This window comes from Flavobacterium galactosidilyticum (assembly GCF_020911945.1).
In the GTDB taxonomy this organism is placed as follows: domain Bacteria; phylum Bacteroidota; class Bacteroidia; order Flavobacteriales; family Flavobacteriaceae; genus Flavobacterium; species Flavobacterium galactosidilyticum.
In genome coordinates, this window is the sequence record NZ_CP087135.1 from 1485792 (window position 1) to 1501997 (window position 16206).

General features: G+C 33.1%; 16 protein-coding genes. 12 read left to right on the top strand and 4 right to left on the bottom strand.

Annotation, left to right across the window (positions count from 1 at the left end):
- Positions 1-14: 14 nt before the first annotated feature.
- From LNP27_RS06440 to dnaG, 5 genes are all read left to right on the top strand, one after another.
- Positions 15-992: a polyprenyl synthetase family protein gene (locus LNP27_RS06440; protein ID WP_229943778.1), complete on the top strand. Its 978-nt coding sequence runs from the start codon at positions 15-17 to the stop codon at positions 990-992.
- Between the two features lie 245 nt (positions 993-1237).
- Positions 1238-1798, top strand: coding sequence for an RNA polymerase sigma factor (locus tag LNP27_RS06445; RefSeq protein ID WP_229943779.1), 561 nt, complete (start codon positions 1238-1240; stop codon positions 1796-1798).
- Positions 1785-2510: a hypothetical protein gene (locus LNP27_RS06450; RefSeq protein WP_229943780.1), complete on the top strand. Its 726-nt coding sequence runs from the start codon at positions 1785-1787 to the stop codon at positions 2508-2510. The genes LNP27_RS06445 and LNP27_RS06450 overlap by 14 nt, the downstream gene beginning before the upstream one ends.
- A 30-nt stretch (positions 2511-2540) precedes the next feature.
- Positions 2541-4133, top strand: coding sequence for a hypothetical protein (locus LNP27_RS06455; protein ID WP_229943781.1), 1593 nt, complete (start codon positions 2541-2543; stop codon positions 4131-4133).
- A 129-nt stretch (positions 4134-4262) separates the two neighbouring features.
- Positions 4263-6248: a DNA primase gene (dnaG, locus tag LNP27_RS06460; protein ID WP_229943782.1), complete on the top strand. Its 1986-nt coding sequence runs from the start codon at positions 4263-4265 to the stop codon at positions 6246-6248.
- On the opposite strand, the gene LNP27_RS06465 is transcribed toward dnaG, so the two are convergent.
- A complete protein-coding gene (locus LNP27_RS06465) occupies positions 6245-6874 on the bottom strand; it encodes a response regulator transcription factor (protein ID WP_229943783.1) in 630 nt (209 codons plus the stop codon). The genes dnaG and LNP27_RS06465 overlap by 4 nt on opposite strands.
- Before the next feature lie 93 nt (positions 6875-6967).
- On the bottom strand, positions 6968-7768 hold the full coding sequence (gene nadE / locus LNP27_RS06470) for an NAD(+) synthase (RefSeq protein ID WP_229943784.1): 801 nt from the start codon (positions 7766-7768) through the stop codon (positions 6968-6970).
- A 100-nt stretch (positions 7769-7868) separates the two neighbouring features.
- On the opposite strand from nadE, the gene gldB reads away from it, so the two are divergent.
- The gene (gene gldB, locus LNP27_RS06475; protein WP_229943785.1) at positions 7869-8825 is read left to right on the top strand and encodes a gliding motility lipoprotein GldB; all 957 of its coding nucleotides are present in this window, start codon (positions 7869-7871) and stop codon (positions 8823-8825) included.
- The gene (gldC, locus tag LNP27_RS06480) at positions 8825-9160 is read left to right on the top strand and encodes a gliding motility protein GldC (protein WP_229943786.1); all 336 of its coding nucleotides are present in this window, start codon (positions 8825-8827) and stop codon (positions 9158-9160) included. The genes gldB and gldC overlap by 1 nt, the downstream gene beginning before the upstream one ends.
- A 77-nt stretch (positions 9161-9237) precedes the next feature.
- On the opposite strand, the gene yihA is transcribed toward gldC, so the two are convergent.
- Together yihA and LNP27_RS06490 are read right to left on the bottom strand one after the other, a co-directional pair.
- A complete protein-coding gene (gene yihA, locus LNP27_RS06485; protein ID WP_229943787.1) occupies positions 9238-9858 on the bottom strand; it encodes a ribosome biogenesis GTP-binding protein YihA/YsxC in 621 nt (206 codons plus the stop codon).
- A gap of 25 nt (positions 9859-9883) precedes the next feature.
- On the bottom strand, positions 9884-10663 hold the full coding sequence (locus tag LNP27_RS06490) for an alpha/beta fold hydrolase (RefSeq protein WP_229943788.1): 780 nt from the start codon (positions 10661-10663) through the stop codon (positions 9884-9886).
- A gap of 379 nt (positions 10664-11042) precedes the next feature.
- On the opposite strand from LNP27_RS06490, the gene mraZ reads away from it, so the two are divergent.
- From mraZ to LNP27_RS06515, 5 genes are read left to right on the top strand one after another with little or no spacing between them, the layout of a single operon-like run.
- Positions 11043-11516 carry a division/cell wall cluster transcriptional repressor MraZ gene (gene mraZ, locus LNP27_RS06495; protein WP_229943789.1) on the top strand — a complete coding sequence of 158 codons (474 nt, stop codon included), beginning with the start codon at positions 11043-11045 and terminating at the stop codon, positions 11514-11516.
- Positions 11491-12399, top strand: a complete 909-nt coding sequence (rsmH, locus tag LNP27_RS06500) for a 16S rRNA (cytosine(1402)-N(4))-methyltransferase RsmH (protein ID WP_229943790.1) — start codon at positions 11491-11493, stop codon at positions 12397-12399. The genes mraZ and rsmH overlap by 26 nt, the downstream gene beginning before the upstream one ends.
- Before the next feature lie 5 nt (positions 12400-12404).
- Complete coding sequence (locus LNP27_RS06505) at positions 12405-12752, top strand: FtsL-like putative cell division protein (protein WP_229943791.1); 348 nt, start codon at positions 12405-12407, stop codon at positions 12750-12752.
- Positions 12743-14746, top strand: a complete 2004-nt coding sequence (locus LNP27_RS06510; protein ID WP_229943792.1) for a penicillin-binding transpeptidase domain-containing protein — start codon at positions 12743-12745, stop codon at positions 14744-14746. Before LNP27_RS06505 ends, LNP27_RS06510 begins: the two co-directional genes overlap by 10 nt.
- Positions 14743-16206 carry a UDP-N-acetylmuramoyl-L-alanyl-D-glutamate--2,6-diaminopimelate ligase gene (locus tag LNP27_RS06515; protein WP_229943793.1) on the top strand — a complete coding sequence of 488 codons (1464 nt, stop codon included), beginning with the start codon at positions 14743-14745 and terminating at the stop codon, positions 16204-16206. Before LNP27_RS06510 ends, LNP27_RS06515 begins: the two co-directional genes overlap by 4 nt.

The window sequence follows — 16206 nt, forward strand, 5'->3', positions numbered from 1 at the left end:
ATCTTTGGATTCTAATGAATATTACTTCACAAATAAAACAGCCCATATTTAGAGAAATGGAACTTTTTGAAAAAAAGTTCTATGAATCGATGACTTCGCAAGTGGCTTTGTTGAATAGAATCACTTACTACATTGTAAATAGAAAAGGGAAGCAAATGCGACCTATGTTTGTTTTTCTTACCGCAAAAATGGTTTCTGGCGGTGTGGTAAATGAACGAACCTATCGCGGAGCTTGCGTTATAGAGTTGATTCATACGGCAACATTAGTTCATGATGATGTTGTAGATGATAGTAATCGGAGAAGAGGTTTTTTCTCTATTAATGCGCTATGGAAAAATAAAATTGCCGTTTTAGTTGGCGATTATTTATTATCAAAAGGTTTACTACTGTCTATAGATAATGGCGATTTTGATTTGCTTCGAATTATTTCTGTTGCTGTACGTGAAATGAGTGAGGGCGAGCTACTTCAAATAGAAAAAGCCCGAAGATTAGACATTACAGAAGATGTTTACTATGACATCATTCGAAAAAAGACAGCAACACTTATTGCTGCCTGTTGTGCTCTTGGTGCAAAATCAGTTATTGAAGATGAGTTTCAGGTTGAGAATATGCGAAAATTTGGTGAGCTGATTGGAATGGCTTTCCAAATAAAAGATGATTTATTCGATTATACTGACGAAGCCATTGGAAAACCTACTGGAATTGATATCAAAGAGCAAAAAATGACTTTACCGCTGATTCATGTCCTGAATACCTGTACTTCAAAAGAAAAAAGCTGGTTAATCAATTCCATTAAAAATCATAACAAAGACAAAAAAAGAGTTAAAGAAGTTATTGCTTTTGTAAAAGATAATAATGGTTTGGCTTACGCTGAAAATAAAATGGTCGAATTCCAGCAAGAAGCACTTTTACTTTTAAATAATTTTCCTGATTCTGAGTTTAAAGACGCTTTAGTCTTGATGGTCAATTACGTAATTGAAAGAAAAAAATAATTTATTTTAAAATAATTTTCTTATAAGCATTTGATTGTTAGTTTTTTATAAACTCCTCAATTTATCTTTAGAAAAAATAGAACATATCATGCAACCTTTTTGTACTGATAAGCGTCTATGTTTATAGAAGTCTGATTCAATATCATTTTTGGACGATACTTTTAATAACTTTAGTTGGAGTGTTATTATAAATTAGTTTCTCTGAGAGGTGTGATCGAAATGCAACTTTTCCATTTAAAATTTTTATGAAAGTAATCTACTTACATCATCAGGAAAATGAATTAATTAAGTTAGCCACCGAAAATAATCGGCAGGCTCAACAGCAAATTTATACTCATTTTTCTCCAAAAATGTTAAGTGTATGCCGTCAATATGTAAAGGATATTCATCAGGCTGAAGATATTATGATTACCGCTTTTATGAAAGTTTTCGTTAACATTAAAAACTTCGAAAATAAAGGAAGTTTTGAAGGTTGGATTAGGAGAATAATGGTCAACGAATGTATTTCTTTTATTCGAGTGGAGAAGAAGATAAAGTATATTGAAGATGAAACTTATTTTGAAGAGAGTTTTAATAACATCGAAAGTCAATTTTCAACAGATGATATTCAGTCTTTGATTGATAGTTTGCCGGATGGTTATAAAATGGTTTTTAATTTATATGCTATTGAAGGTTTTAAGCACAAGGAAATTGCAAGTATGCTGGAGATAAATGAGGGGACATCGAAGTCGCAATTGTCGCATGCTAGGAAAACACTTCAAACGCAGATTAACAAGTTAAAAAATTACGAGTATGGAACCGAATAAACTAGATCTTGAAATAAAACAAAAGTTGGACGCTAGAACGATTCAGCCTTCTGCGCAAGCTTGGGATCGATTGAGTGCTAAGCTTGACATTGCCGAAAAAACTAAAAGTAAGCGAAATTATAAATGGATATATTTTGCTGCAAGTTTTGTTGGTTTTTTACTGATAGGAACTGTTTTTTTTACTGTTTTGGATGCTGAAATAATAGATAACAATTTACCAGCAGTTGTTTTAGAACAAAAAAAGGATGTAAATAATTCTGACGAGTCAAAAGCTAATAATCCGAATGTTTCACCTCGTTCGACACAAAATAAAGTACTTAATGAACCCCAGTTTATTGCTAATAATAGTATTAAAAAACAGTCAATTGAACTTTTAAATAAAGAAGATACCGTTTCAATTATCAATCAATCAAAAGAGAATAACGCAGTTGTGAATGTTGCTGAAAATAGCAATTATCAATCGGTTAGTAAAAACAGATATATTTCAGCAGAAAGACTATTGGCGGAAATTAGTAATAATAAGGTGGATAAGACCTCTTCTAAAGTATCGACGGAAAGGTATAAATCAGGAATTGCAGTAAATGCAAATAGTTTATTGATAAATGCTGAATCAGAATTAAATCAATCTTTTAGGGAAACTGCAATAGAAAAAATAAATAAAAATTATAACAGTATAAAAGCCGTTTTGGCAAATAGAAATTATCAAGAATAAAAATCAATCATCAATCAAAAAACGAAAATCATGCAAAAAATTATTTTATTTACGGCTATTATGTTGGTCGCTATGGTCACAAAATTAAATGCTCAAAATAACGGAAGCTATAAATATGTTTTAGACTGGTCGTATTGGGAACCTGAATCACCAAATTATAATATGAGTTTTGAAAAAGATTCAGAGTTACTCGATCAGAATATTTTCACTATAAAATCAATTAAAAGTAAAATTGATGGTTTTGGAACTCTTATGAAAACTGTTCAGTCAGATTCATTCAAAGGGAAAACAGTAAAAATGAGCGGTTTTGTGAAAACTGAAAAAGTAAAATCATGGGCTGGACTCTGGATGCGTGTTGATTTTTATAAAGCTCAAGTTCTTGCTTTCGACAATATGCAGAATAGAGGAATAAAAGGTACAAACGATTGGATGAAATATGAAATTGTACTGTTTGTTCCAGAAGAAGCGACATCAATCTCATATGGAACTTTGTTGGACGGAACAGGTCAGGTTTGGTTCAAAGATATAACCCTAGATGTAGTTGACAATTCATTAGAAGAAACGGGTTCTATAAAAGGCAGAAAAAACAAAACAATTTCTTTTGAAAAACGAGCAAAAGCAATTGCTGATGAAATTAAGTCAATAACTGATGGTGAAAAAAAGGCATTAAAGTCTGAAGTTGAAGCTGTCGATCAGGATTTGTCAAAGGGATTGATCTCAAAAGAAAAAGCTGAAGTATTGAAGTTAGAGAAAGCATCAGTTCGTGCTGCTACTATTGAGTCAAAAGTTGCTATTGAGGAAGCGAAGCTAAATCAATTAATTCAAGACAGAGTTGATGGTAAATTAGAAGATGAAACTAGTAAAAATGGTGGTAGAATGATTATGCTTGGTGGAAGTAATACAGAAATTGGAAAAAATCAAACAGAAATTAACATTGCATCCTTGAAAGTATATGATGGTAATGAAGATAAGAAAAATCGTCAATCTAAGCGTACAACGAGTCAAATGGTTTTTGCGGCAGGTTTAAATAATGTGGTGACAAACGATAAAGTTGACAAATCTGATTTCAGGTATTTAGGGTCTCATTTCTATGAATTGGGTGTTACTTACAATAGCAGGATTTTAGAAAATGATAATCTTTTGCATGCAAAATATGGTTTGTCAGTGATGTATAATAATCTTCGTCCTACTGATAATCGCAGTTTTGTGGTCAATGGAAACCAAACTGATCTTGTTTTGAATACTAAAGATTTAAGCGATTCTCGTTTTAGAAATGTTTATTTAGTAGCGCCAGTTCATTTAGAATTTGATTTTTCAGGTAATAAAGATTCTAATGGAAAACCATTTTTCAGAACACATAATAGTTTTCGTTTAGGTGTTGGTGGATATGCTGGAATCAATTTAAAGTCTAAGCAAATTCTTAAATATGATGATAATAATCTTAATACTACTGAAAGGCTAAAAGGAGATTTCAATACTACTGATTTTATTTATGGCTTGAGCAGCTATGTAGGTTATAAGTCTACCAGTTTGTATTTAAAATATGATTTGAATCCTCTGTTTAAAGATAATGCTGTTAAGCAAAATAATGTTTCTTTAGGATTGCGTTTCGATTTTAATTAATATTTTGATTTAGTTAGTTACTTTAAAAAGTGCTTCGAGAGAGGCGCTTTTTTTACTTTAGATTTGGAAATAAGAAGTTTGATTTGTGTATTTTTGCAGTCCTTAAACAATTAAATTTTTCCTCATATTTTGATTTCAAAAGCCACGATAGATATTGTTTTCGAAACTGCTCGAGTAGAGGAGGTTATAGGTGATTTTGTTAATTTAAAACGTGCAGGAAGTAATTTCAAGGGTTTAAGTCCTTTTTCTGAAGAGCGTTCTCCTTCTTTTATGGTTTCGCCAGCCAAGGGAATTTGGAAAGATTTTAGTTCTGGGAAGGGTGGGAATTCTGTTGCATTCTTGATGGAACATGAACAATTTACGTATCCGGAAGCCATTCGATATTTAGCTAAAAAATACAATATCGAAATTGAAGAAACGGAGCAGTCGGATGAAGAAAAAGCAAATACTGACATTCGAGAGAGTATGTATTTGGTTTCTGAGTTTGCAAAAACCTATTTTCACAATACACTTTTAAATTCAGAAGAAGGCAAGGCTATAGGTTATTCTTATTTTAAAGAACGTGGCTTTACTAATGAAACGATCAAGAAATTTGGATTGGGATATTCACCTGAAGCTTGGGATGCTTTTACTAAAGAAGCGTTGGGAAAAGGGTATAAATTAGAATTTCTTGAAAGTACTGGATTAACTATCCCTAAAGACGACAGGCCATTTGACCGTTTCAAAGGGCGAGTTATGTTTCCTATTCAAAGTATGTCTGGAAGAGTCCTAGGTTTTGGAGGGCGTATTTTGACTAACGATAAAAAAGCAGCAAAATATCTGAATTCTCCTGAAAGTGATATTTACCATAAAAGTAAAGTTCTTTACGGTATTTACCATGCTAAACAATCTATTGCTAAACTAGACAACTGCTATTTAGTTGAAGGATATACGGACGTAATTCAGTTCAACCAAGCAGGAATTGAGAATGTGGTTTCGTCATCTGGAACCGCACTTTCATCAGATCAAATCCGATTAATCAATAGATTGACAAAAAACATAACCATGCTTTTTGATGGTGATGCGGCAGGATTGCGTGCTTCCATTCGAGGAATCGATTTGATTCTCGAAGAAGGGATGAATGTCAAAGTATGTACATTTCCTGATGGAGAAGATCCTGATAGTTTTGCTAAAAAAACCTCGCATGATGACTTAGTTATGTATCTTGAGAATAATGCTAAAGACTTTATACAGTTTAAAGCGTCGCTTTTAATGAATGAAGCTAAGAACGATCCTATAAAAAAAGCCGATTTGATTCGGGATATGGTAGTGAGTATTTCTAAAATTCCAGACCGCATTCAGCGAGAAATTTACATACAGGAATGTTCACGAATTATGGATATTTCGGAGCAAGTTTTGCAAAGTACTTTGGCACAGTTAGCACAAAAAGAGGTTGTCGATGTTGGTAAAAAACAAAAACAAGCACAAGATTCTGGGCAAAAAGCTTTTGAAGTTGTTAAAAATGAAAATCCAATAGGAACTGAAAAAGTTGATATTCTTTATCGCTTGGAAAGGAAAATAATAGAAATTCTTTTATTGTATGGAAACAAGATGGAAGAATTTGAAGATACTTTTTTGAAAACTAGTGAAGATGGCGAAATAGCAACTTTTACAGAAAAAAAGGAGTACAAAGTATATCAAAGAATTTATCTTAGTTTGCAAGAAGATGAGGTTGAACTTGCCAATCCTTTGTTTAGAGAAATATTCAATGACTTGATAAATTTTTATCATCAGCAGGAAAATTTTAGTTTAGAGCAATATTTAATGCGTCTCGAGCCTAATTTTGCTCAAGAGGTAACGGATATCTTAATGGAAGATGAGCGACTTGTTTTGCACGATTGGCAAGGGCAAAATATTTTTCCGAAATCAAAAAATGACACTATTGCACAGAATGTTTCCGAAACGATTCTAACTATGAGATGGTATTTGGTTGGGATGATTATCGAAGAATTAAAAAACTCTGTACTATCAGAATCAAATTCAGATAATACAGAGTCTATATCGATGATAATGGATTACAATGTTTTAATCCATTCTTTTTCTAAAAAACTAGGAAGAGTAATGTCTAGATACTAAACAATCTCTAATTTTTTAGCTTTGTCTACTAAATCTACAAGATTAGTAACGTTTAGTTTTGTAAGCAAACGCAGTTTGTAAGTACTGATAGTTTTTTCGTTGAGATTTAAAATTTCAGCAATTTCATGATTCTTTTTCCCCCCACTTAAATAACGTAATACTTCAACTTCACGATTAGATAGTTTGCGATACAAACGTTCACTCTTGCTTTGTTTAGCAATAAGCGCTAAGTTTTTCTTTACGGTTTCATTCATTATTATTTTGCCTTGTTGGACTTTAATAATGGAAATACCTAAAGTTTCTAGTTTTTCTGATTTATGCACAAAGCCAGAAACTCCAGCTTTTATGGCATTTGGCGCATAAATTTGTTCTGAAAGACCACTGTAGATAATAATCTTAGTTTTTGGAAAATTTTTCAAGATTGCTTTAACCTCAAAAATACTGGAAAGACCTTCCAGATCCAAATCCACGACTAATACATCAATGTCTTTTGTTTGTAATATATCTTGTACCATCGCGAAATTGCCGACATTGGCAACTATCGAAATGTCTGCATTGTCTTTGAAGTACGATTTTACCCCAAAATGCACGACAGGATAATTATCTGCAATACATACTTTGATCATAATTTTTTATTTTTAGAATTATTTGTAATTGGAACTGTAAATTTATAAATAAATTCTGTAAATAATTGCAAATCAATATAAAATATGAGTTGTTTAATATTTCTCGATATGACAAATTGGAATTGGAATCATTTTATGTTGATTATTTGTGTTTAATCTCTTATAAATTCCGAAAACAATTCTCTCTCTTCCAGAAAAATCATCACTATTTCTTTGAGCTTCATCTTGAAGCATTGCCCATTCTAATTCGTCGTAACTAGCTCCAAGTTGGTCCTCATCAGTTCTATCATCGCCAAATAATCCATCAGTAGGAGATGCTTCTAATATTGATTTTGGTATGTCTAAATAATTGCCTAATAAAAATACTTCTGATTTCATTAAGTCAGCAATTGGACTCAAATCTACTCCGCCATCGCCGTATTTTGTATAGAAACCAACTCCAAAATCTTCGACCTTGTTCCCCGTTCCTGCAACCAGTAAACCGTGAATTCCTGCGAAGTAATATAAGGTGGTCATTCGCAATCGCGCTCTGCTATTGGCAAGTGCTAAGTTTAATTTGGTAGTGTCTTCCTCTGTAGGAACTGCCATTTTAAATGTTTCAAAAGTACTAGTTAGGTCAGCTTCTACGCTACTCACATTTGGAAACCGTTGTTTTAATTGCTCAATATGTTCACGTCCTCTGGAAACATGACTTTCTGCTTGATGAATTGGCATTTCAACACATAAAACTTTTAAACCAGTTTGGGCACACAAGGTTGATGTAACTGCTGAATCAACTCCACCAGAAATACCTATCACGAATCCATTTACTTTTGAGTTTTCAGCATAGCTTTTTAGCCAGTTTACAATTTGAGTGTTTACTTTGTCAACTTGAATTGTACTTTTTTTAGTCATAATAATTTACGTTTTAAGAAGCAGGAATGTATATTTGCAAAATCAATTTGAAATGCGTTTGTTTCCAATGATTCTTTAGAAACAAATTTAATTAATATATATGAAAAAATATCTGTTTCTCGTAGCCTTTTGTCTCTTTGTTTTAGCTTGTAAAAAGGAAGATAAAGTAGAAAGTGCTGTGGCAGAAATTCCTCTGGAAATTAAAGTAGAACGTTTTGATAAAATATTTTTTGAAACGCCTCCAGAAGACTTAGAAAAAGTTAAAAAAGAATTTCCGTTTTTCTTTCCTGTTGGGAACGATAATAGCGTCTGGTTGGATAAAATGAGAAGTCCGCTTTGGAGAGAGGTTTACGATGAGGTTCAAAAGAAATACGGTGATTTTAAACCTGAAAAAGAAGTTTTAGAAACGCTTTTTAAACGTATCAAATATTACTTTCCAGAAACAAAAACACCTAAAGTGATAACAGTAATCTCAGAGATGGATTATAATAATAAGGTTATCTATGCAGACAGTCTGGTAATTGTTTCACTTGAATTGTACTTGGGGAAAAACCATAAATTTTATGAGTTTCCAAATTACTTAAAAGAAAATTTTGAGCAAAGACAAATCGCTCCGGATATCGTTACGAGTTTTTCTGCTAGTAAAATCCCAGGTAGCTCAGATAAGACTCTATTGGCTCAAATGATTTATTCTGGAAAGCAATTGTACTTGAAAGATTTACTCTTGCCTGATTATTTAGATGCTGAGAAAATAGGATATACAGCCGAACAAATAAAATGGTGTGAAGAAAATGAAAATTATATGTGGCGCTATATTATCGAAAGAGAAATGCTTTACAGTAACGATCAGAAATTAATACCAAGATTTATAAGTCAAGCACCATTTTCTAAATTCTATTTGGAGTTAGACAACGAGTCTCCCGGAAGAGTGGGAGCTTGGTTAGGCTGGCAAATTGTGCGAGCGTACGCAAAAAACAATGAAATCCCTATCGGAGATTTGTTGAAATTGAATGCAAAAGAGTTATTTGAAAAATCTAAATACAAACCCAAAAAATAATGTCGAATAAAAATACATCAGAAATTAAATTTCTAGTCGAATTAGATGATAATCGTGTTCCAGAAAAATTAATGTGGTCCGCTCAAGACGGCGGAGTTGAAGCTCAAGAGGCGAAAGCTATTATGTTATCCATTTGGGATAGCAAAGCTAAGGAAAGCATGCGAATTGATTTATGGACAAAAGATATGCCAGTTGATGAAATGAAAATTTTCTTTCATCAGACTTTAGTTGCTATGTCTGAAACATTCAAGCGTGCAACAGATGATGAAAAAATGTCGGACACTATGAAAGATTTCTGCGATTACTTTGCTGAGAAATTAGATCTAGTGAAATAAAAAGTAGTCAAAACAAAAAAATCCAAATTCCAATGTTAAATTAGAATTTGGATTTTTTTGTTTTAGAATTTCTAGCTTTAAAAACCGCTGTTGTTCTTAAAAACTTCTTGATTTACTTCGTCTATATAGCCTAATAATTCTTCTTTTCCTGTAGATTCAGTCGCTGACGTTACAAAATAAGGTGGCATTTCGGCCCAATTGTTAGCGTACATTTTCTTTTTGTAAGCGGCAACATGAGAGTCTATTTTTACTTTACTGATTTTATCAGCTTTTGTAAAGATGATGCAAAAAGGAATTTCGCTTTCGCCCATGTAAGACATGAACTCAATATCTATGGTTTGTGCTTCAAGACGAATATCTATCAAAACGAAGGCGCATACTAATTGTTCTCTTGTCTCGAAATAGTCAGTAATAAATTCTTGAAAAATAGACTTTGTCTTTTTTGAAACTTTGGCGTAACCATATCCAGGTAAATCGACAAGATACCAATTGCTGTTAATCAAGAAATGATTGATCAATTGCGTTTTTCCTGGTCTTCCAGATGTTTTTGCTAGTTTTTTATGATTTGTTAGCATATTTATCAAAGAGGATTTTCCCACATTTGATCTACCTATAAATGCGTATTCTGGCAAAAAGTCTTTTGGACATTTGCTTACTTCAGAGTTGCTAATAACAAATTCGGCGGTATTAATTTTCATTGCTTTGTGTTGTAAAATTCTCTCTTTATGCTTTTTGAACAGCTAAATGAGTGTTTGTTAACCAATCCTCTAATAAACGATTGAACTCTTCTGGATGTTCCATCATGGCTGCATGACCGCATTTGTCAATCCAGTACAAGCTAGAGTTTGGCAATAGATTATTAAATTCTTCTGCTACTTCAGGTGGTGTAACCTTATCATTTTTACCCCAAATGATGCAAGTTTGAACGTGCATTTTAGGTAAGTCTTTTGCCATGTTGTGACGAATGGCGCTTTTAGCGATCGTCAATGTTTTTATAAGTTTTATTCTGTCGTTTACAGACTCGTAAACTTCGTCAATCAATTCTTTAGTTGCTACTGCTGGATCGTAAAAAACATCTTCTGCTTTTTTCTTGATGTATTCGTAGTCACCTCTTTTTGGGTAGCTATCGCCCATAGCGCTTTCGTAAAGGCCAGAACTTCCAGTTATTATAAGTCCTGCTACTTTTTCAGGATACATTTTAGTATGGTATAATGCAATATGACCACCTAATGAATTTCCTAAAAGGATCACGCGATCTAATCCTTTGAATGTGATAAAATCCTTAACATATTTTGCAAAACTCTTTACATTAGTTTTTAAAATATTTTGGGTGTATATAGGTAAATCTGGAATGATTATTTTGTAACCTCTTGTAGAAAAGTGACTAGCAACAGCATCAAAATTACTAAGTCCTCCCATCAGACCATGTAAGATGACAATTGGTGTTCCTTCACCAGCTTCAAAATAGCTGTATCTACCTTCTTTTTTATAGTGTTTTTCCATGTTTTATGAAACCGAATTTTCAATTTTGACAAATATATGATTTAATAAATAAAAATTAATTCTTACAACAATTTTTAATTGGAAAAATAATGGAGTGTTAATGATGAATTCTCCTTTTTTGTCACAATAATTAGCTTTTTTTAACCTTTTTTGTTCTAATGATTGTGTTTGGCCACGCAAATATTTGTGTCTTCGTGAGTTATTTTTATTTTGTATTATTTTTCGTATAAAATAAATAAAAGAAGCCTAATACTCTGAGTGTTTAAAAATTAATCGTTTTTAGGTGTAAGTGGGTAAACTTATTAACAAAGTGGTATATAGTGGTAAATAGTGGTAATATTTTTTATATTTTTGCTCTATATCATCAAATACTTTTTTCTTGGATACAATTGTCGGGACATATGAATGTAAAGTCGATGCTAAAGGAAGGCTGCTTATACCAGCACCTTTAAAAAAGCAGTTGGCTACTTCACTTCAAAACGGATTCGTTTTGAAGCGTTCTGTTTTTCAACCGTGTCTAGAGTTGTATCCTATGAAAGAGTGGGATTTGATGATGCTTAAAATTAATAAGCTAAATCGCTTTGTAAAAAAGAACAATGACTTTATACGTCGCTTTACTGCTGGTGTAAAGGTGGTTGAAATAGATGCTTTAGGGCGGCTATTGATTCCTAAGGATTTAGTTTCTTTTGCTAGTATTAGTAAAGAGGTAGTTTTTTCTTCAGCAGTAAATATTGTGGAGATTTGGGATAAAGAGTTATACGAGAAATCAATAAGTGGTGATGATGTAGATTTTGCAGATTTAGCCGAAGATGTAATGGGTAATATAAATGACGACGACAATGGAATATCATAATCCTGTTTTGCTTCACGCATCAGTAGATGGTTTAAATATTAAGCCTGATGGCATTTATGTAGATGTTACTTTTGGTGGAGGAAGTCATTCAAAAGAAATTTTGAGTAGACTTGGTCCAAACGGAAAGTTATTTGCTTTTGATCAAGATGAGGATGCATTGGCAAACGCATTGGATGACGAAAGGTTTACGCTAATCAATGATAATTTTAGATTTATAAAAAGATTTTTACGCTTTTACGGAATAAAAAGTGTTGATGGAATTCTAGGTGATTTAGGTGTTTCATCGCATCAGTTTGATGTTCCTGAAAGAGGTTTTTCTACTCGTTTTGATGCAGGCTTGGACATGAGAATGAGTCAGAAAAATGATTTGAATGCTTATAAGGTTGTTAACGAATATGATGAAGACAATTTGAAAAGAGTGTTCTTAGATTATGGCGAATTAAAAAATGCACCAGTTTTAGCTCGAACTATATTAGAAGCAAGAGAGCTGAATCCTATCAAGACTACTGACAAACTAAAGGAGGTTTTGGCGAGACATTTGCCTGATCGAGTTAGAAATAAAATCTTGGCTCAGATTTATCAAGCCATCCGAATTGAGGTAAACCAAGAAATGGATGTTTTGAAAGAGTTCTTAGAACAATCGCTTGAAATTTTAAATCCAGAAGGAAGGTTAAGCGTAATCTCTTATCATTCATTAGAAGATAGATTAGTGAAAAGGTTTATGAAGAATGGAATGTTTGAAGGAGAACCTGAGCGTGATTTTTTTGGTAATTTCTCAGTTCCTTTTAAAAGTGTTGGTAAACTAATTGTTCCTGATGCTGCTGAAATTAAAGAAAATAATAGAGCTAGAAGTGCCAAATTAAGAATAGCTGAAAAGAAATAATAGCGATGAAAAACGGGGTTTACAGTTTGTTGAAAGCAAAGTTCTTGAATAATGAGGACGCATTGAAAAACTGGCGCTTTATTGTTTTTATAATTTTATTGGCCATTTTGATGATTGCTAATACACAGCGATTTGAACAGAAAGTCTTCAAAATTGTGGCGTTGACAAATCAAGCAAAAGAACTTCGTTCGGAATTTGTAGATAGACGCTCAGAATTAATGAAATTAAAAATGGAGTCTACTGTGTCTGCAAAAATGGTTGAAAAAGAAATTTTCCCATCGACAGTTCCTCCAGTAAAAATAAAAGTTAAAAAAGAAAAAGAGAAAACCTTTTTTCAAAAGTTATGGCAGTAGAAGATAAGCAAATATCATACAGAATTTATACGGTCGCTATTGGCATTTTTGTCATGGCAATGGCTATTGCTGTCAAATTAGCTAATATTCAATGGGTTGAAGGTGATTATTATCGAAAATTAGCGAAGGAAAGAACAGTCAAGAATTTTGTTATTCCTGCTAATAAAGGAAATATTTATTCTGCTGATGGAAGCCTTTTAGCTACTTCAATTCCTAATTATGAGATTCGTTTCGATGCTCTTGCTCCAAAGGCTGAAGCTTTTGAAAAAAATGTGAAGTCATTATCAGATTCACTTGCAACAGTTCTAGGCAAGTCTTCTAGTTTTTTTGAAAATGAACTACGAAAAGCCAGAGCTAACAAAAATAGATATTACTTGCTAGCTCGGAAATTAAGTTATACGCAGTATTCTAAAATCAAAGGATTTCCGCTATTTAATTTAGGTGCTTACAAAGGCGGAATCATTGTACAACAAGAAACGGTACGTGAGCATCCGATAGGTAAAATTGCTGAAAGAACTATTGGTTATGAGCGTACTTCGTCGAATGGGAAATCTGATGGAAAAGGAATTGAATGGGCATATAGAAAATATTTAAACGGTAAAGACGGGAAAATATTAAAGCAAAAAATTGCAAAAGGGCAGTGGAAACCTATCCGTGACCTTAATGAAGTAGATCCACAAGATGGCTACGATGTTATTTCGACAATAGATGTATACATTCAGGATGTTGCGCATCATGCTTTATTAAAGCAATTGCAAGAATTTGAAGCAGATCACGGTTGCGTAGTAGTAATGGAAACGGAAACTGGTCACGTAAAAGCTATAGCTAATTTAGGGAGAGCGAGTGATGGAACCTATTATGAAACTACAAACTATGCTGTAGCTGAATCTCATGAACCAGGATCTACATTTAAATTAGTCGATATGATGGCTGTTTTAGAAGATAAGGTGGCTGATACAAGTACGGTCTACAACACGTTTGGTGGAGAAATTCGTTATTCAGGTAAGGCTGTTCGTGATTCACATAGAGGAGGATACGGAAAGATATCTTTAGCTAGAGGATTTGAATTGTCTTCTAACACAGTAATGGTTCAAGCGGTTTATGATAACTATAAAAACCAGCCTTCTAAATTTGTTAAGCATGTTAATGCTTGGGGATTCAACAAGAGATTAAACATGGATTTTGAAGGGGAAGGTCGTCCTTTCATTCCGCAACCTTCAGACAAACGTTGGAGTAATATTTCGTTGCCATGGATGGCTTTCGGTTATGGAGTTTCTATTACACCTATGCAAACATTGACATTTTATAATGCTGTTGCAAATAATGGTGTGATGGTTAAGCCTCAGTTCATTTCTGAGATAAAAGAGTGGAACAAAACGATTGTAAAGGTTGAGAAAGAAGTTATCAATCCCAGAGTTTGTTCACCTGAGACAATAAAAAAATTAAAAGTAGTACTGGCTAACGTAGTTAAAAAAGGAACAGCATCTAAGTTGTACTCAAAAGACTTTTCTATGGCTGGTAAAACTGGAACAGCTCAAGTGAATTACGGAAAAAGAGACGGTACTAAAATGCATTATGCCTCTTCTTTTGTAGGGTACTTCCCAGCAGATCATCCTAAATATTCTTGCATTGTGATAGTTCATAAACCAAGTACGGCAAAAGGAGATTTTTATGGAGCTGGCGTTGCAGGACCTGTTTTTAAAAGGATTGCACAAAAAATATTTACTGATGCTCCATCTACAAATGAAATTAAAAACTTAGATAAAAAGATACCAAAACAAGAAAGCGATTACGATTCTTATTTTGCAAAAACACAAAATAAACTGAAGGTAATTCCTAATTTGAAAGGAATGTCAGGAATGGATGCAGTGGCTTTACTAGGTAATTTAGGTTTGAAAGTAAAAGTTGTTGGCGTAGGAAAAGTAAAAAAACAGTCACTAGAAGCAGGACAAAATTTAGTTAAAAATACAACGATACTATTAGAATTATCATGAGTACACTAAAAGATATATTGTATAAAGTAGCAATCGAGGCGGTAAAAGGACCAACTGATATTGCTATCAATAAAATAGATTTTGATTCTAGAAAAATCGAAGCTAATGATGTTTTTGTGGCTATTCGTGGTTCAATTTCTGACGGTCATGATTTTATAGAAAAAGCGATCCAGAAAGGGGCAACTGCTGTAATATGTGATGCTTTTCCGGATACTATTAATAATGAAGTTACTTACGTTCAAGTAAAGGACACCAATTCAGCTTTAGCTTTTATGGCTGCTAATTACTTTAGTGAACCTTCTAAAAACTTGAAATTAGTTGGAATTACAGGAACAAATGGCAAAACTACTATTGCCTCTTTATTGTTTCAATTATTCCAAAAAGCGGGTTTTAAAGTAGGTTTACTTTCAACGGTAAAAATTGTAGTTGACAAAGTGGAGCATAAAGCAACGCATACAACTCCTGATTCAATTACCATAAATCATTATCTAAAAGAAATGGTAGATAATGGAGTAGAGTACTGTTTTATGGAAGTGAGTTCGCATGGAATTCATCAAAAAAGAACAGAAGCTTTACATTTTGTAGGCGGGATATTTACAAATTTATCTCACGATCACTTAGACTACCATCCTACGTTTGCGGAATATAGAGATGTCAAAAAAACATTTTTTGATAATTTGCCAAAATCAGCTTTTGCATTGACAAATAGTGATGATAAAAACGGACAAGTGATGTTGCAGAATACTGCGGCAAGAAAACGTACCTATGCTTTGAAATCATATGCTGATTATAAAGCACAGATTCTTGAAAATCAATTGTCAGGGTTGCTACTGAAAATCAATGGAAATGAAGTTTGGGTAAAGTTAATAGGAACATTTAATGCATATAATTTATTAGCTATTTACGGAACGGCTGTCGAGTTAGGAATGGAAAGTTTAGAGGTTCTTCGTTTATTATCAGATTTAGAAAGTGTTTCTGGTCGTTTTCAGTTTATAGTTTCTGCTACTAATATTACTGCGATTGTTGATTATGCGCATACTCCAGATGCATTAGATAATGTGCTCAGGACAATCAATGACATTCGTACTACAAATGAACAATTAATTACAGTTGTGGGTTGCGGAGGGAATAGAGATAAAACAAAACGCCCAATAATGGCTGATATTGCTACAGCTTTGAGTGATAAGGCAATATTGACGTCAGATAATCCTAGAGATGAAGATCCTGAAGTTATAATTAGTGAAATGGAAAAGGGTGTCGCGCCTCAAAACTATAAAAAGTTACTGGCTATTACAGATAGAAAGCAAGCTATAAAAACGGCTTGCCAGTTAGCTCAGCCTAATGACATCATATTGATTGCTGGTAAAGGTCACGAGACATACCAAGAGGTGAAAGGCATTCGTCAGCATTTTGACGATATGGAAACGGTAAAAGAAATTTTAGAACAGCTTAATAAATAA

Bases quoted from the DNA above. Each gene is read 5' to 3' on its own strand.
- nadE (WP_229943784.1), bottom strand. From the start codon at position 7,768: ATGACTAAAAAAAGTACAATTCAAGTTGACAAAGTAAACACTCAAATT.
- LNP27_RS06510 (WP_229943792.1), top strand. From the start codon at position 12,743: ATGGCAGTAGAAGATAAGCAAATATCATACAGAATTTATACGGTCGCT.
- yihA (WP_229943787.1), bottom strand. From the start codon at position 9,858: ATGAAAATTAATACCGCCGAATTTGTTATTAGCAACTCTGAAGTAAGC.
- rsmH (WP_229943790.1), top strand. From the start codon at position 11,491: ATGACGACGACAATGGAATATCATAATCCTGTTTTGCTTCACGCATCA.
- LNP27_RS06515 (WP_229943793.1), top strand. From the start codon at position 14,743: ATGAGTACACTAAAAGATATATTGTATAAAGTAGCAATCGAGGCGGTA.
- LNP27_RS06465 (WP_229943783.1), bottom strand. From the start codon at position 6,874: ATGATCAAAGTATGTATTGCAGATAATTATCCTGTCGTGCATTTTGGG.
- LNP27_RS06490 (WP_229943788.1), bottom strand. From the start codon at position 10,663: ATGGAAAAACACTATAAAAAAGAAGGTAGATACAGCTATTTTGAAGCT.
- gldC (WP_229943786.1), top strand. From the start codon at position 8,825: ATGTCGAATAAAAATACATCAGAAATTAAATTTCTAGTCGAATTAGAT.
- LNP27_RS06440 (WP_229943778.1), top strand. From the start codon at position 15: ATGAATATTACTTCACAAATAAAACAGCCCATATTTAGAGAAATGGAA.
- LNP27_RS06455 (WP_229943781.1), top strand. From the start codon at position 2,541: ATGCAAAAAATTATTTTATTTACGGCTATTATGTTGGTCGCTATGGTC.
- LNP27_RS06450 (WP_229943780.1), top strand. From the start codon at position 1,785: ATGGAACCGAATAAACTAGATCTTGAAATAAAACAAAAGTTGGACGCT.
- LNP27_RS06505 (WP_229943791.1), top strand. From the start codon at position 12,405: ATGAAAAACGGGGTTTACAGTTTGTTGAAAGCAAAGTTCTTGAATAAT.
- LNP27_RS06445 (WP_229943779.1), top strand. From the start codon at position 1,238: ATGAAAGTAATCTACTTACATCATCAGGAAAATGAATTAATTAAGTTA.
- gldB (WP_229943785.1), top strand. From the start codon at position 7,869: ATGAAAAAATATCTGTTTCTCGTAGCCTTTTGTCTCTTTGTTTTAGCT.